The sequence below is a fragment of the Haemophilus sp. oral taxon 851 str. F0397 genome (assembly GCF_000242295.1).
Taxonomy (GTDB): domain Bacteria; phylum Pseudomonadota; class Gammaproteobacteria; order Enterobacterales; family Pasteurellaceae; genus Haemophilus.
On the sequence record NZ_JH591064.1, the window covers coordinates 34,736 to 53,835 of the forward strand.

Sequence of the window (19,100 nt, forward strand, 5' to 3'; positions counted from 1 at the left end):
CCTAAGGAACCAATTTTATTAAAACAACTGCAAGTTGCTTGTTCCATGAGACTAGCACTTTATAAGAAAGTTCAAATTTTTTTGAAAACTTTCAAAATAAAAATTTTTGTATAAAAGAAACCCCACAATAAATGTGGGGCAATAACCTAAGGAACCAATTTTATTAAAACAACTGCAAGCTGCTTGTTACATAAGACAATGAGCTTTGCCATAAAGTTCATTAGAATTTGCAAAAAATGAACATTTATTCAAATTTATTTTTAATTTACTGATTTATAAGGAAAACTTTATGCCATTACTTGATAGTTTTAAAGTGGATCATACCAAAATGAATGCACCAGCAGTACGTGTTGCAAAAACGATGCGCACGCCAAAAGGTGATGACATTACCATTTTTGATTTACGTTTCTGTATTCCAAATAAAGAAATTCTTCCTCCAAAAGGTATTCATACGCTTGAACATTTGTTTGCGGGTTTCATGCGTGATCATTTAAATAGCGATAGCGTTGAAATTATTGATATTTCTCCGATGGGATGTCGCACGGGATTCTATATGTCCTTGATTGGTACGCCAAATGAACAGCAAGTAGCACAAGCTTGGCTAGCTTCAATGCAGGATATTTTAGGTGTGCAAGATCAAACAACTATCCCTGAATTAAATATTTATCAATGCGGTACTTATACCGAACATTCTTTGGAAGAAGCACACGAAATTGCAAAAAATGTTATCGCACGCGGTGTGGGCGTGAATAAAAATGAAGATTTGGCACTTGATGATTCGTTATTAAAATAGGAGAAATCATGACAACACTTGGCACAGCATTAACCCCTAATGCAACCAAAGTAATGATGTTGGGTTCTGGTGAACTGGGTAAAGAAGTAGTGATTGAATTGCAACGTTTAGGCGTTGAAGTTATTGCAGTCGATCGCTATGAAAATGCCCCAGCACAACAAGTGGCACATCGTGCATACACCATTTCCATGTTAGATGGTAATGCATTGAAAACGCTTGTGGAGAAAGAAAATCCTGACTACATTGTTCCCGAAGTTGAAGCTATTTCGACTGCCACTTTGGTTGAATTAGAGCAAGCCGGCTTTAATGTTGTGCCGACTGCAAAAGCAACTCAACTTACGATGAATCGTGAAGGGATTCGTCGTCTAGCTTCAGAAGAGTTAGGGCTACCAACTTCACCTTACCAATTTGTGGATAATTTTTCAGACTTTCAAAGTGCGGTTGAAAAAATTGGTATTCCTTGTGTGGTGAAACCGATTATGTCTTCTTCTGGACATGGGCAAAGCATTTTAAAGTCTAAAGATGACATTAAAAAAGCTTGGGATTATGCGCAAGAAGGTGGGCGTGCGGGTGCAGGTCGAGTGATTGTTGAAGGTTTTGTCAAATTTGATTATGAAATCACGTTACTGACAGTTCGCCATATCAATGGTACAAGTTTCCTTGCGCCAATAGGTCATCGTCAAGAAGATGGTGATTATCGGGAATCTTGGCAGCCTCAAGCTATGTCGGATATTGCATTATCAAAAGCGCAATCGATTGCTGAAAAGATTACCAGTGCATTGGGTGGATTCGGTATTTTTGGTGTGGAGATGTTTGTGTGTGGTGATGAGGTGATTTTCAATGAAGTATCACCTCGTCCTCATGATACTGGAATGGTAACGCTGATTTCTCAAGAGCTTTCCGAATTCGCTTTACATGCTCGTGCAATCTTAGGTTTACCAATCCCCGATATTACGTTGATTAGCCCATCGGCGTCTAAAGCTATTGTTGTGGAAGGCAAATCACAAAATGTGCAATTTGGTGGAATCGAAAAAGCACTGGCGCAACCTCATACTAATATCCGATTATTTGGTAAAGGTGAAGTGAATGGTCATCGACGCTTAGGCGTTTTACTTGCGCGTGATGTATCCGTTGAAAAAGCCTTGGAAAAAGTAAAACAAGCTTATGAACAGCTAGAAATTAGTTTATAAAAATCGAAAGTGCGGTAAAAATTTATCGCATTTTATTAAATGACTAACAGTCGATTTTTTAGAGATATTAGGCTCATAAAAAACGCACTTTCTACAAAGTGCGTTTTATTTTTAGAAGCGATTAATTAGCAAGCTTGTTTGCCATAAGCATCTTGGCGAAGAATGTGACGAACACCTTCATCAAATTCTGCTAATACACGATCTGCATCTTTTGGATCTTTACCGCGCGCATCCAAGTAGAATTTAATTTTTGGCTCAGTACCTGAAGGACGAGCAATTAAGCGTCCGCCATTTTCCAAGTTAAATACAAGGATATCGCTTTGACGATCTGTTTTAGTATGGTCGATAAATTGTGCCACTTTCACGCCAGCGATTTCTGCTGGTGGATTGTTACGAAGTGCGGTCATTAATTTTCCGATTTCTGAAAGATCACTTACTCGAATAGAGATTTGTCCACTCACATAAGCACCAAATTCTTTGGTAAATTCATCAGCATAATCCGCTAAAGTTTTGCCTTGTTTTTTCAAGTTACGCACAAGATCTAAGAACACGATTGCTGCAGAAATACCGTCTTTATCGCGAACTTTGTCTGGGTCTACTAAATAGCCCAATGCTTCTTCAAAACCAAACAATAAGCCTGATACTTTACCGATATATTTGAAACCGGTTAAGGTTTCTTCTGATTGGAAACCATATTTTTTCGCAATTTCAGCGAGCGCAGGAGAAGAAACAAGCGAGCAAGCCAATGTGCCTTGTTTACCTTGATATTGTTTTGCTAAGTACCAACCTAAGAAACAGCCTACTACGTTGCCGTGTAGTGATTTCCAGTTACCTTGCGCATCAGGCACTGCAACAGCTAAACGGTCTGCATCTGGGTCATTAGCAATGATGAATTCAGCATTCTTTTCTTTTGCCACTTTAATTGCTAAATCTAATGCGCCTTTTTCTTCTGGATTTGGGAAATTCACCGTTGGGAATGTGCCATCTGGCCAAACTTGATCTGCCACTACGTGAGGTTGTGGTAAGCCTGCTTTTGCCAGAGTTTTACTTAAAACTTCATAGCCAACACCGTGCATAGCGGTATAAACATAGTTAATGTCGCAAGCTGGCTCTTTAGCTAATGATGCAGTTTTTGCAATGTACGCATCTACAACTTCATCATTTAACACCACATAATTATCGCTACGTGGTAAATCTTGGATATTGCCTGCTGCAACTTTATCAATTAATGCTGCGATGTCTTTATCTGCCGGTGAAACGATTTGACCGCCGCCATTTTCTTTACCTAAATACACTTTATAGCCGTTATCTTCCGGTGGGTTATGGCTTGCTGTCACCATTACACCTGCAGTGGTATCAAAATATTGGATAGCATAAGCTAAAACTGGAGTCGGTAATTTGCGTGGTAATAAATAAGCTTTTACGCCTGCACCCGCCATAATTTCAGCCGTATCACGGGCAAAAACATCGGAGTTTTTACGGCCATCGTAACCAATTACGATTGATGGTTCTTTATCATAACCTTTTAAATATTCCGCTAAACCACCAGCAGCTTGAGAAACTAACACTCGGTTCATCCCCATTGAGCCAGCTTGTAAACGGCCACGTAAACCTGCCGTACCAAATTGTAAACGACCATCAAAACGCGCATGTAATTCTGCTTCTGCCGCTTTATCTCCGCCTTTTGCCGCATCTAAAAGTGCGGTTAATTCTGCACGAGTTTCTGCGTCAGGATCTTGGTTTAACCAATTTTGCGCTACATGAAAAAGAGTTGTCATAGGATCATCCTTATTCTCTTGAAATAAATAAATCGCCGTTAGACTAGCCGAAATCACCCAAAATGGGAACGGATAATTATCAAAATTTTGATCTACTTAACATTTTTTATTCACGCAATCGGTTATCTGAGCGGATTAGAAAAGCCATTTGTTGCATAGGCATTTATTTGAAAAATTCGCTATAATACCGCCTCAATATTTACGGCAAAATTTAACCGCACTTTAAGGATTTTCAATGTCATCCCAGCCTCGTTTCGTCCATCTTCGCACGCACACAGATTTTTCGATGATTGACAGTATCGTCAAAGTGAAACCTCTCGTGAAAGCTTGTGCTGCCAATGAAATGGTCGCAATGGGATTAACGGATTTTACTAATTTTTGTGGTGTGGTGCGTTTTTATGGCGAAATGCTTTCTTCGGGTATGAAGCCCATTATTGGTGCCGATGTTAAAGTGAAAAATGCACTATGCGGTAATGAAATGTTTGATTTGACGCTTTTGGCAAAGAACAACGAAGGCTATAAAAACATCACATTATTGCTCTCAAAAGCCTATCAGCGCGGTTACGATGACAATCCTTATATCGATCAAAATTGGTTAATTGAACACCGAGAAGGGGTGATTATTTTATCAGGAGGGACACAAGGCGATGTAGGTAAAAAATTGTTGAAAGAAAACGCTGCAGAAATTGAAAGTGCGGTCGCTTTTTACCAAGAATTTTTTGCTGATCATTTTTATCTTGCACTTACGCGCACTGGCAGACCTGATGAAGAACGTTATATCCAAGCCGCATTAAAATTAGCTAAAAGTCATGGATTGCCTTTAGTGGCGACGAACGATGTGATGTTCTTGAAATCCGATGATTTTGAAGCCCATGAAATTCGTGTTGCGATTCGTGATGGCTATACATTAGATGATCCTAAACGTCCAAAACGTTATACCCCACAGCAATATTTCCGCAGCGAAGACGAAATGTGTAAGTTATTCGCTGATATTCCTTCCGCTCTCGAAAATACTTTATTAATCGCGCAACGTTGTAGTGTGACTTTGCGCCTTGGTCAATATTTCTTGCCTCAATTCCCAACGGGAGATTTAAGTACAGAAGATTTCTTGGTGCAAAAAGCTAAAGAAGGTTTGGAAGAACGTTTAGCTTTTTTATTTCCTGATGAAAAAGTGCGGTTAGAAAAAAGACCAAAATATGATGAACGCTTGCAAGTTGAGCTGGATGTAATTAACCAAATGGGATTCCCGGGTTATTTCTTGATCGTAATGGAGTTTATTCAATGGTCGAAAGATAACGATATTCCTGTTGGGCCGGGTCGTGGTTCTGGTGCGGGTTCATTAGTGGCTTACGCATTAAAAATCACTGATTTAGACCCGCTAGAATTCGATTTGCTTTTTGAACGTTTCTTAAATCCAGAACGTGTGTCTATGCCCGATTTCGACGTGGATTTCTGTATGGATGGTCGAGACCGAGTAATTGAGCACGTTGCTGAAACCTACGGTCGTGGCGCGGTATCACAAATTATCACCTTTGGAACCATGGCGGCAAAAGCGGTGATTCGTGATGTAGGGCGCGTATTGGGGCATCCGTATGGTTTCGTTGATCGTATTTCTAAATTGATTCCGCCAGATCCTGGTATGACGCTTGCGAAAGCATTTGAAGCTGAGCCACAATTACAGATCGCCTACGACAGCGATGAAGAAGTGCAAGCGTTGATTGATATGGCGCGCAAGCTGGAAGGCGTGACACGTAATGCGGGTAAACATGCTGGAGGCGTGGTCATTTCGCCAACCTTAATTACTGATTTTGCACCGCTCTATTGTGATAATGAAGGCTTACATCCGGTTACTCACTTTGATAAAAATGATGTGGAATATGCGGGGCTTGTGAAATTTGACTTCCTAGGCTTGCGTACTCTTACTATCATTAAATGGGCATTGGATATGATTAATGCTCGTATGGTGCGTGAAGGCAAGCCTAGAGTAGATATTGCTGCCATTCCACTTGATGATCCTGAATCTTTTGAATTACTTAAACGTTCTGAAACCACCGCTGTGTTCCAGTTGGAATCGCGAGGAATGAAGGATTTGATTAAGCGCCTGCAGCCAGACTGTTTTGAAGATATCATCGCGTTGGTGGCATTGTTCCGTCCTGGTCCGTTGCAATCAGGCATGGTGGATAACTTTATCGACCGTAAACACGGGCGAGAAGAAGTATCTTACCCAGATGCAGAATATCAACATGAAAGCTTGAAACCTATTCTTGAGCCGACTTACGGTATTATTTTGTATCAAGAACAAGTGATGCAAATTGCGCAGGTGTTGGCTGGTTATACGCTGGGTGGAGCTGACTTATTGCGTCGGGCGATGGGTAAAAAGAAACCAGAAGAAATGGCAAAACAGCGTTCTGTATTTAAAGAAGGTGCTGAGAAAAACGGTGTTGATGGTGAGTTATCCATGAAGATTTTCGACTTGGTGGAAAAATTTGCTGGCTATGGTTTTAATAAATCTCACTCCGCTGCTTATGCCTTGGTATCTTATCAAACCCTTTGGCTCAAAACTCATTTCCCTGCAGAATTTATGGCTGCAGTGATGACATCTGAAATGGATAATACGGATAAAATCGTAGGTTTGTACGATGAATGTTTGCGTATGGGCTTAAAAGTAACGCCACCAGATATTAATATCGGCAAACACCATTTTAGCGTCAATGAACAAGGCGAAATTGTATATGGTATTGGCGCGATTAAGGGTGTGGGGGAAGGCCCGATTGAAGCACTTGTGACGGCTAGAAATGAAGGGGGGATTTTCAAAGATTTATTCGATTTATGCGCTCGTGTAGATTTGAAAAAAATTAACCGTCGTACCTTTGAAAGCCTAATTATGTCAGGTGCCTTTGATAAATTAGGGCCACATCGCGCCGCACTTTCTAAGAATTTAGAAGATGCGCTTAGAGCTTCCGATCAGCATGCGAAAGATGAAGCAATGGGGCAAACGGATATGTTCGGTGTACTGACTGAAACCCATGAAGAAGTGGAAAATGCCTATGCCAATACACCACCTTATACCGAAAAACAAATCCTTGATGGTGAACGAGAAACCTTGGGGCTTTATTTAAGTAGCCATCCTGTTAGCCGTTATTTGAAAGAACTTTCTCATTACACTTCAACTCGCTTAAAAGATCTTGCACCAAATCGCCGTGGACAAATTAGCACTGTGGCAGGGCTAGTGGTGGCATCGAGAATTGCGATGACGAAAAAAGGCAATCGGCTAGGTATTGCAACATTGGACGACCGTTCAGGTCGCTTAGATTTAACATTATTTGGTGAAAGTCTAGAACAATTTGGTGAGAAATTACAAAAAGATACTGTGATTGTGGCTTCAGGGCAAGTGAGCTTTGATGATTTCTCTGGTGGCTTAAAAATGACGGTGCGCGAGTTAATGACCTTAGATGAGGCTCGTTCTCGTTATGTTAAATCCTTAGCTATCAGCCTTTCTGAGCATCAAATTACACCAAGTTTCATTAAACAACTTAAAGCATTACTTGAGCCGGTGAGTGGTGGAACGTTGCCGATTAACGTGTATTACCAAAGTCCGAGAGGTCGTGCGTTGTTACGTTTGGGCGTGCAATGGTCGATTATTCCAACAGATGAAATTCTGACGGAATTAGTGAATTTACTTGGCGAAAGTCTGGTGGAATTAGAGTTTGAATAATACAAAGGCGTGAAAAATATCACGCCTTTTTTATAAGATTAACGTAAGAAATAACGATAAGATTTGCTCTCTGTTACATCTTCAAAAACATAATTGAGTTGAGCAAGTGCCTGTTCAAATTCTGCTTGTTCGGATTCTTCAATTTGGAAACCTGCAAGGATATTTCCATAGTCCGCGCCGTGGGCACGATAGTGGAATAATGAAATATTCCAACGATTTTGTAATGTTTCCAAGAATTTCAATAACGCACCTTTTTGCTCTGGGAATTCGAACGTATATAAGCGTTCATTATCATTGGCTACCCGACCACCCATTAAATAGCGAACATGCGTTTTCGCAATATCATCATCAGACATATCCTCAACATCAAAACCATTTTTAGTGAGGTCTGCAATAATATCTGCTTTTTCTTGCTCATTTGTCGTTCTTACCCCGACAAACACGCAAGCACGTTTATCATCTGCATAACGGTAACTGAATTCGGTTACTGCTCTGTTACCTAATACATAAGCAAATTTTAAGAAACTACCAGGTTGTTCAGGCATGGTCACAGCTAATAAAGCTTCTCGGTTTTCACCAATTTCACAACGTTCAGATACATAACGTAACGTGTGGAAATTCAAGTTTGCGCCAGACAAAATTGCCGCCATATTTTTGTCTTCAATATGGTTTTGTTTTGCATATTTTTTCAAACCGGCTAAACCTAACGCACCCGATGGTTCTGCAACAGCACGAACGTTCTCAAACAAATCTTTCATTGCTGCACACACTTCGTCACTATCGACCAATACCATATCATCAAGATATTGCTGACATAGACGGAATGTTTCGTCACCAATGCGTTTTACGGCAACGCCATCTGCAAATAATCCAACATGATTTAAATCTGTTGGTTCGCCTTTATCGAGAGCAGCTTTTAAGCATGCAGAATCCTTTGATTCTACACCAATGATTTTAATTTCCGGCATAAATTGCTTAAGCAAAATTGCTACACCTGCAGCTAAGCCACCCCCGCCGACTTGTACAAACACATAATCCAAATCTGCCACTTGTTGTAGCATTTCCATCGCTAACGTGCCTTGTCCTGCGATCACTAATGGATGATCGAATGGTGGAATAAATGTCATGTTTTTTTCTTTTGAAAGCTCAATCGCTTTTGCTTTGGCTTCATCGAAATTAGCACCATGCAACAACACCTCACCACCAAAACCACGCACTGCATCCACTTTAATGCTTGGCGTGTTTTGTGGCATGACGATCAATGCTTTTAAGCCTAATTGTTTCGCTGATAATGCCACGCCTTGCGCATGGTTACCTGCAGATGCCGCTATTACGCCCGCTGCTTTTTGTTCTGCTGAAAGGCTAGAAATCATGGCGTAAGCGCCGCGTAGTTTAAAACTGTTTACTGGCTGACGGTCTTCACGTTTAATCCAGATATTATTGTGCAGTCGTTCAGAAAGTTTTCCCATTTTTTGTAAAGGGGTCACTTGCGCTGCTTCATATACGCGTGAACCAAGTTTAACAATGGCATTGATATAATCTGATTGAGAAGGTTGAGGATTGGTGAGTAGGTTTTTCATAGTGTTTGTTTTGATGATGAAGTGCGGTTAGTTTTTCCTTTGTTTTATCCCCCTCTTATGAAGGAGGGGGAACCGTTAAATTATTTTAATAATGTTTTATCGCGTACCGCACCTTTGTCCGCTGAGGTTGCAAAGTGACCGAATACTTTCAATGCGAAAGAGACTTCACGTTCACGGTTAGCAGGCTGCCAACCTTTTTGATCTTGTTCTGCTCTGCGTGCTGCGAGTTCTTCATTACTGATTTCTAAGTTAATTGCACGGTTTGGAATGTCAATGTTGATAATATCGCCATCGCGTACTAAGCCGATTGCACCGCCAGAAGCAGCTTCAGGTGAAGCATGTCCAATAGACAAACCTGATGTACCGCCAGAGAAGCGACCATCTGTTAATAAAGCACATTTTTTACCTAAGCCCATCGATTTTAAGTAACTAGTTGGGTATAACATTTCTTGCATACCAGGTCCGCCTTTAGGGCCTTCGTAACGGATAACAACAACATGACCTTCTTTGACTTTGCCACCCAAAATACCCGCAACCGCATCTTCTTGGCTTTCAAATACGATTGCAGTGCCGGTGAATTTCCAAATAGATTCATCTACGCCCGCGGTTTTAACGATACATCCATCTTCAGCGAGATTACCGAATAATACGGCCAAGCCACCTTCTTGTGAGATCGCATTTTCTTTATTGCGAATACAACCGTTTACACGATCATTATCGACGGTATCCCAGCGGCAATCTTGTGAGAATGCTTGAGTTGTGCGGATACCTGCAGGGCCTGCACGGAAGAATTTATGTAATTCTTCATCTTGATTGCGAATAATATCGTATTGGTCTAGTTGTTCTCCCATGCTCATTCCAAGCACGGTGTGTGTATTTTTATGAATTAATCCAGCGCGATCTAATTCACCTAACAATCCCATAATACCGCCTGCACGGTGTACATCTTCCATATGGTATTTATTGGTGTTTGGCGCAATTTTGCTTAAACAAGGTACTTTGCGCGATAAACGGTCAATATCTTCCATTTTAAAATCTACGCCTGCTTCTTGTGCTGCCGCTAACAAGTGTAAAACTGTATTGCTTGAACCACCCATTGCGATATCGAGGCTCATTGCATTTTCAAAGGCATCAAAAGTACCGATTGAACGAGGTAATACGCTTGTATCATCTTGTTTGTAATAGCGTTTGCAAAGCTCAACGATTTGGCGACCTGCTTTTAAGAATAATTCTTTTCGGTCAGCATGGGTCGCCAACATAGAACCATTGCCTGGTAAAGATAAACCTAAGGCTTCAGTTAAGCAGTTCATTGAGTTAGCGGTAAACATGCCAGAACAAGAACCACAAGTTGGGCAAGCGCTACGTTCAATGGCATCAATACGTTCATCTGACACATTTGGATCGGCTGCCTCAATCATCGCATCAACTAAATCTAAGCGGATTAATTGATCAGAAAGTTTTGTTTTGCCCGCTTCCATTGGGCCGCCTGAAACAAAAATTGTCGGAATGTTTAAGCGCATTGCCGCCATCAACATTCCTGGGGTGATTTTGTCACAGTTGGAAATACACACCATCGCATCAGCACAGTGTGCATTGACCATATATTCCACGCTGTCTGCAATTAAATCACGGCTTGGCAAAGAATAAAGCATTCCACCGTGTCCCATCGCGATACCATCATCCACCGCAATGGTGTTAAATTCTTTTGCTACGCCGCCCGCTTTTTCAATTTCTGCGGCAACAAGCTGTCCCATATCTTTTAAATGCACATGTCCTGGCACAAATTGGGTGAAAGAGTTCACCACCGCAATAATCGGCTTACCAAAGTCATTTTCTTTCATCCCTGTTGCACGCCATAAGGCACGTGCACCTGCCATATTACGACCTTGTGTGCTGGTCGCTGAACGTAGTTTTGGCATAAATAATCTCTCCGAGTAAAATTTTAGGGTTCGTTTGTGTGATTAATTTCTTCGTTAATTGAGACTGCCAAATCTCCCCTTCCCCTCTTTGCTAAAGAGGGAGAATTTCTTTAGTAAGTGGATAACCATTGTTTCATTCACATTCTAGTGTTGTTAAAGTTCAACACTAATACTTAAATTTATCTCAATTCAATCCCCCTCTTTAGCAAAGAGGGGAAGGGGAGATTTGACAGAAGAAAAGTCGAAGAAATTATTTGATAAAATATTCTTAATTAACCATTAAAACATCTGGCAATTTCGCCAACTGATTCACTAACAGATCTAAAGTGCGGTCAGATTTTACGGTAATTTTTAGCCGCACTTGGCTTTCAATTAGTGCCATTTCCATTGTTGTAACGGTAAACCCGCGATGGCGTGCTACGCGTAAAATGCGTTCCAATACTTCTGGACGATGGCGAGCGACGAGTTCCAGTTTATATTCATTCATTAGTTCATCTCCTCTACCATATCCGCGTTACATGCACCCGGTGGCACAAGTGGCCATACACATTCATCAGGTGGAATACATACTTGTAATAAATAGGCTGTTTTGCTGTTTAATAATCGGTTGAGTGCTGCATCCACATCATCGGCTGACTCAATACGTTCTGCTGGAATACCGAACGCATTAGCAAGCATCACAAAATCTGGGTTGTCGTCTAAAATCGTTTCACTGCGACGTTTATTCCAGAATAAATCCTGCCATTGGCGAACCATACCTAAGCGTTGGTTATCCAGTAGCAAAATTTTTACCGGTAAATTGCCACGTTTGATTGAACCCAATTCTTGGATATTCATCATTAACGAACCATCACCCGTAACTAAAATGACTTCATCTTGTGGGCGTGCTTTTTTGGCTCCCACAGCAGCGGGTAAGCCAAAGCCCATTGTGCCGAAACCTGCCGAAGTAATGTAGTTCTCTGGCGCAAAATGTTTCATGTGTTGCGCTGACCACATTTGATGCTGCCCCACATCGGTACAAATTACCGCATTATTTGGTTTGCGATTAGATAGGGTGTTGAGTAATGCCCAAGGATCAATCGGGCGATTGCCTTGATTTTCAACATAAGTGAAATCTAATTTTGCTTTGAAATTTCTGATTTGTTCACGCCAAGGTTCAATATCAAGCTCTTGTTTGAGTGCATTAAGTGATTGGATTAAATCCCCTTGTAGTGCAACATCTGCACGGCGTAATTTATGGATTTCTGCCGCATCAATATCACAATGAATCACTTTAGCATGAGGCGCAAAAGTATCGAGTTTACCTGTTACACGATCGTCAAAACGAGCACCGCATACAAGTAATAAATCACTTTCTTGCACGGCAAAATTAGCAGCTTTTGTGCCATGCATACCAATCATTCCCATATACACATCATCGTTTGGATCAATTGCACCTAAACCTTTTAGAGTTGAGACAGATGGCATTTGAGTCTGGGTTAAAAATTCGCATAAGGCAGGAGCAGCCTTCGCCATACCAACACCGCCGCCCACATAAAGTACTGGTTTTTTAGCATTTTTTAATAATTCTTTTGCTTCAGTGAGTTTATCTACTGAAAGTGCGGTTGGTTTTTCTGGTGTTTTAACGTAGGCTTTTACATTCTCAGGAACTTCACCAATTTGAATATCGCGAGGCACATCAATAAGAACAGGGCCTGGACGTCCGCTTTGGGCAATTTCAAAGGCTTCCGCAAAAACATCGGCTAATTCATCCACACTTTGTACGATAAAGCTGTGTTTAGTGCAAGCAAGGGAAAGGCCAAGAACATCCGCTTCTTGGAACGCATCCGTGCCGATTAATGGAGAGGAAACTTGACCGGTAATGGCTACAACTGGAATGGAGTCCATCATGGCATCGCCTAATCCTGTGACTAAATTGGTTGCGCCAGGGCCTGATGTTGCAATACAGACGCCCACTTTTCCTGTGGAGCGAGCATAACCAATCGCTGCGATGGCAGCCCCTTGTTCATTACGACAAAGTAAGTGATCTAAGCCTGCGTCATAAAGGGCATCGTAGGTTGGCATGATTGCGCCGCCTGGATAGCCGAAAAGAGTCGTGACGTGGTGTGCTTTCAGGCACTCCATGATGAGTTGTGCACCTGTCATTGTGTTTGTTTCCTGTTGTTTTTATTTTGGGATAAGTTCAGCATTGTAGCGAAATTTCGAGTCATTGGTAGGGTCTGGAGCGAAAAAAAACGAAAAAAGTGCGGTGAAAATTGGCTTTTTTTGAATGTTTATGTTCTTTTTATTAAAAATTTCGTGAATTTTTACCGTTCTTTTGGCTTATTTATTGACTGATGATTAGATTTCATTATATTGAAACTCTTTTCATTTTTTTACATAGGATAATTTATGGCGCACTCAGCCCAAAAAGCGCAAAAGCGTGAGACTTTTTCTGGTCGTCGTGCATTTATTATGGCCGCGATTGGTTCGGCCGTCGGTCTTGGTAATATTTGGCGTTTCCCTTATACCACTTATGAAAATGGTGGTGGAGCATTTATCATCCCTTACCTTATCGCGTTGTTAACCGCAGGGATTCCTCTTTTATTTTTAGATTATGCAATTGGTCACCGCAATCGTGGTGGCGCACCACTTTCTTATCGCCGTGTTAGCCCGCACTTTGAAGTGTTTGGTTGGTGGCAAATGATGGTGAATGTCATAATCGGATTATATTACGCCGTGGTATTAGGCTGGGCGGCAAGCTACACATATTTTTCTTTCACTGGTGCATGGGGCGATAAACCAATCGATTTCTTCATCGGTGAATTCTTAAAAATGGGCGACATTAAAAACGGTGTGAGTTTTGAATTTGTTGGTATGGTAACTGGCCCATTAATTGCGATGTGGATTGTTGCGTTAGGCGTGCTGTCTATGGGCGTTCAAAAAGGGATTGCTAAAGCATCTTCTGTATTAATGCCAGTGCTCGTTGTAATGTTTATGGCGCTTGTGATTTATTCCTTATTCTTACCAGGCGCAGCAAAAGGTTTGGATGCATTATTCACGCCAGATTGGTCGAAACTTTCCAATCCAAGTGTATGGATTGCGGCTTATGGGCAAATATTCTTCTCTCTTTCTATCGGCTTTGGGATTATGGTGACTTACGCCTCTTATCTTAAAAAAGAATCCGATTTGACTGGCAGCGGCTTGGTTGTAGGTTTTGCTAACAGTAGCTTTGAAGTGTTAGCGGGTATTGGCGTATTTGCAGCATTAGGCTTTATTGCAACAGCACAAGGTCAAGAAGTCAGTGAGGTGGCAAAAGGCGGAATTGGTTTAGCATTTTTTGCGTTCCCAACCATCATCAACAAAGCACCATTTGGTGAAGTGCTAGGTGTATTGTTCTTTGGATCATTAACTTTTGCAGCATTAACTTCATTCATCTCAGTAATTGAGGTAATTATTTCTGCAATTCAAGATAAGATTCGTATTCGCCGTGTGAAAGTAACGTTCATCGTGGGTGTACCAATGATGTTAGTTTCTGTCATCTTATTCGGTACGACAACTGGCTTACCAATGTTAGATGTATTCGATAAATTCGTGAACTATTTTGGTATTGTTGCCGTAGCATTTGCTTCTTTAATTGCGATTGTGGCAAATGAAAAACTCGGTTTATTGGGTAATCACTTAAACGAAACTTCATCTTTCAAAGTTGGTTTCTTCTGGCGTTTATGCATTGTATTAACGAGTGGTGTTTTAGCATTCATGCTTTTCAGCGAAGGGGCAAAAGTCTTTTCTGAAGGTTACGAAGGTTATCCAAACTGGTTCGTTAACACCTTTGGTTGGGGGATGTCTATTAGTTTACTTGTCGTGGCATTCTTCCTTTCTCGCTTAAAATGGAAAAGCGAAACCAAGTTAACCATTGACGAAACTAAAGGAGAATAAAATGAGTACTGGTGCAATTATTATGATGATCGTGTCTCTCGCTTTGGTATGGGGTGGATTGGTTTACGCTCTGATTCGATTACCAAAAGAAGAATAATCATAAATTTGACCGCACTTTGATCTGTCCCCAAAATTTGGACTAAATAACCAATTGATTAAGGTGTAGATTATTAACAAGCATTATTCGATATTATTTAAGGGCTGAAGCAGATTAACATAATTGCTAATCTACTTCAGCCTTTAATATTTTTAATGTTTATCTAATATTAATGCTAATTTTATATAAAAAGCGTTGTAAGCTTATATATAAGATATGGTATATAAGAATAAAAAAGCGACCTACTTTCACATAAGTCGCTTTGGGGGATAACCTAACTAAGTATGTTTAGGTCTGAAGAAAATCATCGTAAAGATTTGCCAGAAGAAGGCTAGTGCACCGAAGATGAATACTACATCACCACCTAAACGAATCCAACGTAAGGTATCGAATAATGGTTGTTGCATAAATTCTTCACTACGTGCATACCATAAGCCTTCAGAGATACTTGCATATCCTTGGATAACACCGATAGGTAATAAGCTTGATACGATCATTAGCACTAAACCACCGTTTAATAACCAGAAGCCCCATTTCATTAACTTATCGTTAAATGGTGTATCCGGACGTAAATAACGCGCGATTAAGAAGACGAAACCTAATGCTAAGAAGCCATACACACCGAATAATGCCGCGTGAGCGTGAACAGCAGTCGTGTTCAAGCCTTGAACATAGTAGAGTGAAATTGGTGGGTTGATTAAGAAACCAAATACACCTGCACCTAACATATTCCAGAATGCAACGGCGACGAAGCAGTAAAGAGGCCATTTTAAACGGTTCATCCAAGGTGTTTTTTGTTGCATTGCCCAGTGTTCCCAAGCTTCATGACCTAATAACACTAATGGAACCACTTCAAGTGCAGAGAATGACGCACCTACTGCGATAATTGGTGTAGTTGCACCTGCGAAGTATAGGTGGTGGAACGTACCAGGAATACCGCCGATTAAGAACAATGCCGCTTCAGTAATGGTTGCCACAGTCGCAGTACGACGAGAAACTAAACCTAAACTTACGAAGATGAATGAGAGTGCTGCTACAGAGAATACTTCGAAGAAGCCTTCTACCCATAGGTGAACTACCCACCAGCGCCAGTATTCCATCACAGAAATGTGAGTGTGCTCACCGTAGAATAATGCTGGGCCATAGAATAAGCCGATTGCAATGACGGAAGCGAAGAATAACGCTAATAAGTTTTTGTCTCCAGGTTGTTTGAATGCGTTCACTGTACCACGAAGCATTAAGACTAACCAGAATAAGATACCCGCGAATTTAACTGCTTGCCAGAAACGGCCTAAGTCAATGAATTCGTAACCTTGGTGACCGAACATAAAGCTCCATTCTTCAGGAAGAATATGAGCAATCGCTAAGTAGCTACCAGTGAATGAACCTATTACTAATACTACTAATGCCCAGTATAGAATATCTACGCCTAATTTCTGGAATTTTGGATCTTTACCACCATTAATGATTGGTGCAAGGAATAAACCACCAGCAAGGAAGGCCATCGCAATCCAGAATAAGGCTGATTGAATATGCCAAGTACGTATTAATGAATAAGGAAAATATTGCGAAATATCAATGCCATAGAATTCTTGACCTTCAACGGTATAGTGAGCAACAATCGCACCTAAGTTTACTTGCAGTAAGAATAATGCAAGCACGGTAAAGAGATATTTGCCTAATGCGCGTTGAGAGGGGGTAAGTTGTAACTTTGTAAGTGGATCGAACTCAGGTGTTGGTGGTTCTTTTTCATCTTCACGTTTTTTGAATGACCAAATCCATACCACAAAACCAATACCTGCAATGAGGAATACCACACTCGCAATTGACCAAATCACGTTTTCTGGTGTTGGCACATTATTGATTAATGGTTCATGTGGCCAGTTATTGGTATAGCTTGCATTTGTATTTGGACGTTCAGCTGAAGCAGTCCATGCTGTCCAGAAGAAGAATTTTGTTAAGTCTTTACGCGCTTGTAAGTCAGGAAGGGTATTATCCTTCATAGCAAAGTGTTCACGAGTGACTTTAGTGGCAGGATCATCGCCGTATAAAGAAATGTAGTATTGTGCAGTTTTTTCCATTGCCGCTAAACGGGTATTTGAAAGCACAACGGTGTCATTTTCAACTTTGCTGCTACGGTATTCTTTAGTTAAACGTGCTTTTAATAAAGCTTGTTGTTCTTCATTAAGATCTGCAAAGTTTTTACCAAATTCTTTATTTGCAGTGATATCTAACCAGTTGGTTAATTCACGATGTAGCCAATCTGCAGTCCAGTCAGGAGCTTGGTATGCACCATGACCCCAAACAGAACCCACTTGCATACCACCAGTGGTTTGCCAAGCGGTTTGACCATGTAAAATTTCATCGTGAGTAATCACTTTTTCACCTGATTCTGAAACATATTGTTGCGGAATTGGTGGTGCTTCACGATAAACTTCAAACCCATAGTAACCGAGAATGGAGAATGCTCCAATTAATACGGCGACTAATAGGTACCAGAACTTTTTATACTGTCCCATTTTATCACTCCTAGGTTATTGAAAAATTAACTTCCTATTTAAAATCATAGGTAAATATTTTACATAAAGCAAAATACCCGACTAATTATATCGGGTATTGTGGTGCTAAAATAATACCTATAACAAAGTAATTGACTAAAATAGTAGGTTATTTTTAATTGAGGTCATCAAAAAAGCGCAGTTAAAAAATGTTTTAACAGTTTTTCAATTCCCAAAAGTATTGCCTCTCTACTAGAAGTAGTAGTTAATTTAAGTATGTAAGAAAAGGTTTAAAAATTTGAGTTTGGTGTAAGATATCAATGTTTAAGTTAATTGATGTACAGTCTAAATTTATAATATTGGATTTACTTTGACTAAGTGCAGTTATTGTTTATACCCATGGAGTTAGAATGAAAAAATATTTCTTGTCATTATTTGTCTTACCTATTTTTTGTTTTGCTCAAGAAGAACCTATAAATCCCGCATTGCTTGGATTGGGTCAGGCTTTCTTTTTTGATAAATCACTTTCTTACAATAAAACACAGAGTTGTTCTACTTGCCATATGCCTGCAGCCGCTTTTGCGGATTTGCGCGAAAATGATATAGGTAAAATGGTTTCGCAAGGCGATGATCCGACAAAGTTTGGTAATCGCAATACACCAACGGCCATTTATGCAAAATATTCCCCTGATTTTCATTTCGATGACAAAATTAAGGATTATGTTGGCGGTCAATTCTGGGATGGTCGAGCAAAACATTTAGCTGAGCAGGCGGGTGGACCTCCACTCAATCCTGTTGAAATGGGCATGAAAGACAAAGCCAGTGTAGTAAAACGTATTGCCGAAAATCAGGCAGTGAAAGATTACATTACCAAGCATTGGGGCGCAGAAATTTGGCAAGATGATGAGAAAATTTACGCCATTATGGAACAGGCACTTGCTGCATTTCAGCAATTAGATTTGTTTGCTCAATTCAGTTCTAAATATGACCGCACTTTGGCAGGGCAAGATAAATTTACTGACCAAGAAGCATTAGGCAAGGCGTTATTTTTTGATAAAGAAAAAACAACTTGTAGTAATTGTCATCAGCTGAATGAAAAAGATCATCGTGAAGAAACTTTTACAAATTATCGTTATTTCAATCTCGGCGTACCGAAAAATGAGACACTGATTGCTCACAATAAATTAGGTGAAGATTGGGTGGATAATGGATTGTTAGATAATCCAATGGTGAAAGGTGATATCGCTCAAAAAGGTAAATTTAAAGTGCCGACATTGCGTAATGTCGCCGTGACCGCACCTTATATGCATAATGGCGTATTTAAAGAGCTGCGCACTGTATTATTATTTTTGGATAGCCATAACAACCCTGAGCGTACGATAAATCCCGAAACGGGAAAACCTTGGTCGGCTGCTGAATATACTCCAACGATAAGTCATAGCGATCTTAAAGGTAAACCGCTTACTGATGCAGAAATCGATGCGTTGGAAGCGTTTTTGAAAACGTTGACTGATGCAGCCTATGATAAGGGCGGTTAGTAAGATAATTTCACCGCACTTAAAGCTAAAATTTAAGTCACATTTCTATGTTACAATTTATAGCATCATTTTAA

General features: G+C 40.5%; 12 protein-coding genes. 6 read left to right on the plus strand and 6 right to left on the minus strand.

Going from position 1 to position 19,100, the window contains the following annotated elements:
* Positions 1-289: 289 nt before the first annotated feature.
* Together luxS and purT are read left to right on the plus strand one after the other, a co-directional pair.
* Positions 290-793: an S-ribosylhomocysteine lyase gene (luxS, locus tag HMPREF9096_RS08435; protein WP_009499584.1), complete on the plus strand. Its 504-nt coding sequence runs from the start codon at positions 290-292 to the stop codon at positions 791-793.
* A gap of 8 nt (positions 794-801) precedes the next feature.
* Positions 802-1,983 (plus strand): formate-dependent phosphoribosylglycinamide formyltransferase, encoded by a 1,182-nt coding sequence (purT, locus tag HMPREF9096_RS08430; protein WP_009499612.1) that lies wholly within the window; start codon positions 802-804, stop codon positions 1,981-1,983.
* A gap of 125 nt (positions 1,984-2,108) precedes the next feature.
* Here the strand turns inward: purT and HMPREF9096_RS08425 are convergent, their stop codons facing one another.
* Entirely contained in the window at positions 2,109-3,761 is a 1,653-nt protein-coding gene (locus HMPREF9096_RS08425; protein WP_032803203.1) for a phospho-sugar mutase, read from the minus strand.
* 235 nt (positions 3,762-3,996) lie between these two features.
* On the opposite strand from HMPREF9096_RS08425, the gene dnaE reads away from it, so the two are divergent.
* Complete coding sequence (gene dnaE, locus HMPREF9096_RS08420) at positions 3,997-7,476, plus strand: DNA polymerase III subunit alpha (RefSeq protein WP_032803204.1); 3,480 nt, start codon at positions 3,997-3,999, stop codon at positions 7,474-7,476.
* Positions 7,477-7,514: 38 nt separating this feature from the next.
* Here the strand turns inward: dnaE and ilvA are convergent, their stop codons facing one another.
* The 4 genes from ilvA to ilvG all read right to left on the minus strand — a co-directional run bounded on the left by ilvA (position 7,515) and on the right by ilvG (position 13,120).
* Complete coding sequence (gene ilvA / locus HMPREF9096_RS08415) at positions 7,515-9,056, minus strand: threonine ammonia-lyase, biosynthetic (protein ID WP_009499615.1); 1,542 nt, start codon at positions 9,054-9,056, stop codon at positions 7,515-7,517.
* 80 nt (positions 9,057-9,136) lie between these two features.
* Complete coding sequence (ilvD, locus tag HMPREF9096_RS08410; RefSeq protein WP_009499616.1) at positions 9,137-10,975, minus strand: dihydroxy-acid dehydratase; 1,839 nt, start codon at positions 10,973-10,975, stop codon at positions 9,137-9,139.
* A gap of 268 nt (positions 10,976-11,243) precedes the next feature.
* Positions 11,244-11,462: an acetolactate synthase 2 small subunit gene (gene ilvM / locus HMPREF9096_RS08405; protein WP_009499617.1), complete on the minus strand. Its 219-nt coding sequence runs from the start codon at positions 11,460-11,462 to the stop codon at positions 11,244-11,246.
* Positions 11,462-13,120 carry an acetolactate synthase 2 catalytic subunit gene (gene ilvG / locus HMPREF9096_RS08400; RefSeq protein ID WP_009499618.1) on the minus strand — a complete coding sequence of 553 codons (1,659 nt, stop codon included), beginning with the start codon at positions 13,118-13,120 and terminating at the stop codon, positions 11,462-11,464. The genes ilvM and ilvG overlap by 1 nt, the downstream gene beginning before the upstream one ends.
* 246 nt (positions 13,121-13,366) lie before the next feature.
* On the opposite strand from ilvG, the gene HMPREF9096_RS08395 reads away from it, so the two are divergent.
* The gene (locus HMPREF9096_RS08395) at positions 13,367-14,893 is read left to right on the plus strand and encodes a sodium-dependent transporter (protein ID WP_009499620.1); all 1,527 of its coding nucleotides are present in this window, start codon (positions 13,367-13,369) and stop codon (positions 14,891-14,893) included.
* A gap of 1 nt (position 14,894) precedes the next feature.
* Positions 14,895-14,990 (plus strand): methionine/alanine import family NSS transporter small subunit, encoded by a 96-nt coding sequence (locus HMPREF9096_RS09070; RefSeq protein ID WP_005629210.1) that lies wholly within the window; start codon positions 14,895-14,897, stop codon positions 14,988-14,990.
* A gap of 278 nt (positions 14,991-15,268) precedes the next feature.
* Here the strand turns inward: HMPREF9096_RS09070 and HMPREF9096_RS08390 are convergent, their stop codons facing one another.
* Entirely contained in the window at positions 15,269-17,509 is a 2,241-nt protein-coding gene (locus HMPREF9096_RS08390; protein ID WP_009499621.1) for a nitric-oxide reductase large subunit, read from the minus strand.
* A 389-nt stretch (positions 17,510-17,898) separates the two neighbouring features.
* Between HMPREF9096_RS08390 and HMPREF9096_RS08385 the strand changes: the two genes are divergently transcribed.
* Positions 17,899-19,026: a cytochrome-c peroxidase gene (locus tag HMPREF9096_RS08385; protein ID WP_009499622.1), complete on the plus strand. Its 1,128-nt coding sequence runs from the start codon at positions 17,899-17,901 to the stop codon at positions 19,024-19,026.
* Positions 19,027-19,100: the final 74 nt, after the last annotated feature.

What these genes read in the sequence shown, in the direction of transcription:
- luxS (WP_009499584.1), top strand. Translation starts at nt 290, where the DNA reads ATGCCATTACTTGATAGTTTTAAAGTGGATCATACCAAAATGAATGCA.
- purT (WP_009499612.1), top strand. Translation starts at nt 802, where the DNA reads ATGACAACACTTGGCACAGCATTAACCCCTAATGCAACCAAAGTAATG.
- HMPREF9096_RS08425 (WP_032803203.1), bottom strand. Translation starts at nt 3,761, where the DNA reads ATGACAACTCTTTTTCATGTAGCGCAAAATTGGTTAAACCAAGATCCT.
- dnaE (WP_032803204.1), top strand. Translation starts at nt 3,997, where the DNA reads ATGTCATCCCAGCCTCGTTTCGTCCATCTTCGCACGCACACAGATTTT.
- ilvA (WP_009499615.1), bottom strand. Translation starts at nt 9,056, where the DNA reads ATGAAAAACCTACTCACCAATCCTCAACCTTCTCAATCAGATTATATC.
- ilvD (WP_009499616.1), bottom strand. Translation starts at nt 10,975, where the DNA reads ATGCCAAAACTACGTTCAGCGACCAGCACACAAGGTCGTAATATGGCA.
- ilvM (WP_009499617.1), bottom strand. Translation starts at nt 11,462, where the DNA reads ATGAATGAATATAAACTGGAACTCGTCGCTCGCCATCGTCCAGAAGTA.
- ilvG (WP_009499618.1), bottom strand. Translation starts at nt 13,120, where the DNA reads ATGACAGGTGCACAACTCATCATGGAGTGCCTGAAAGCACACCACGTC.
- HMPREF9096_RS08395 (WP_009499620.1), top strand. Translation starts at nt 13,367, where the DNA reads ATGGCGCACTCAGCCCAAAAAGCGCAAAAGCGTGAGACTTTTTCTGGT.
- HMPREF9096_RS09070 (WP_005629210.1), top strand. Translation starts at nt 14,895, where the DNA reads ATGAGTACTGGTGCAATTATTATGATGATCGTGTCTCTCGCTTTGGTA.
- HMPREF9096_RS08390 (WP_009499621.1), bottom strand. Translation starts at nt 17,509, where the DNA reads ATGGGACAGTATAAAAAGTTCTGGTACCTATTAGTCGCCGTATTAATT.
- HMPREF9096_RS08385 (WP_009499622.1), top strand. Translation starts at nt 17,899, where the DNA reads ATGAAAAAATATTTCTTGTCATTATTTGTCTTACCTATTTTTTGTTTT.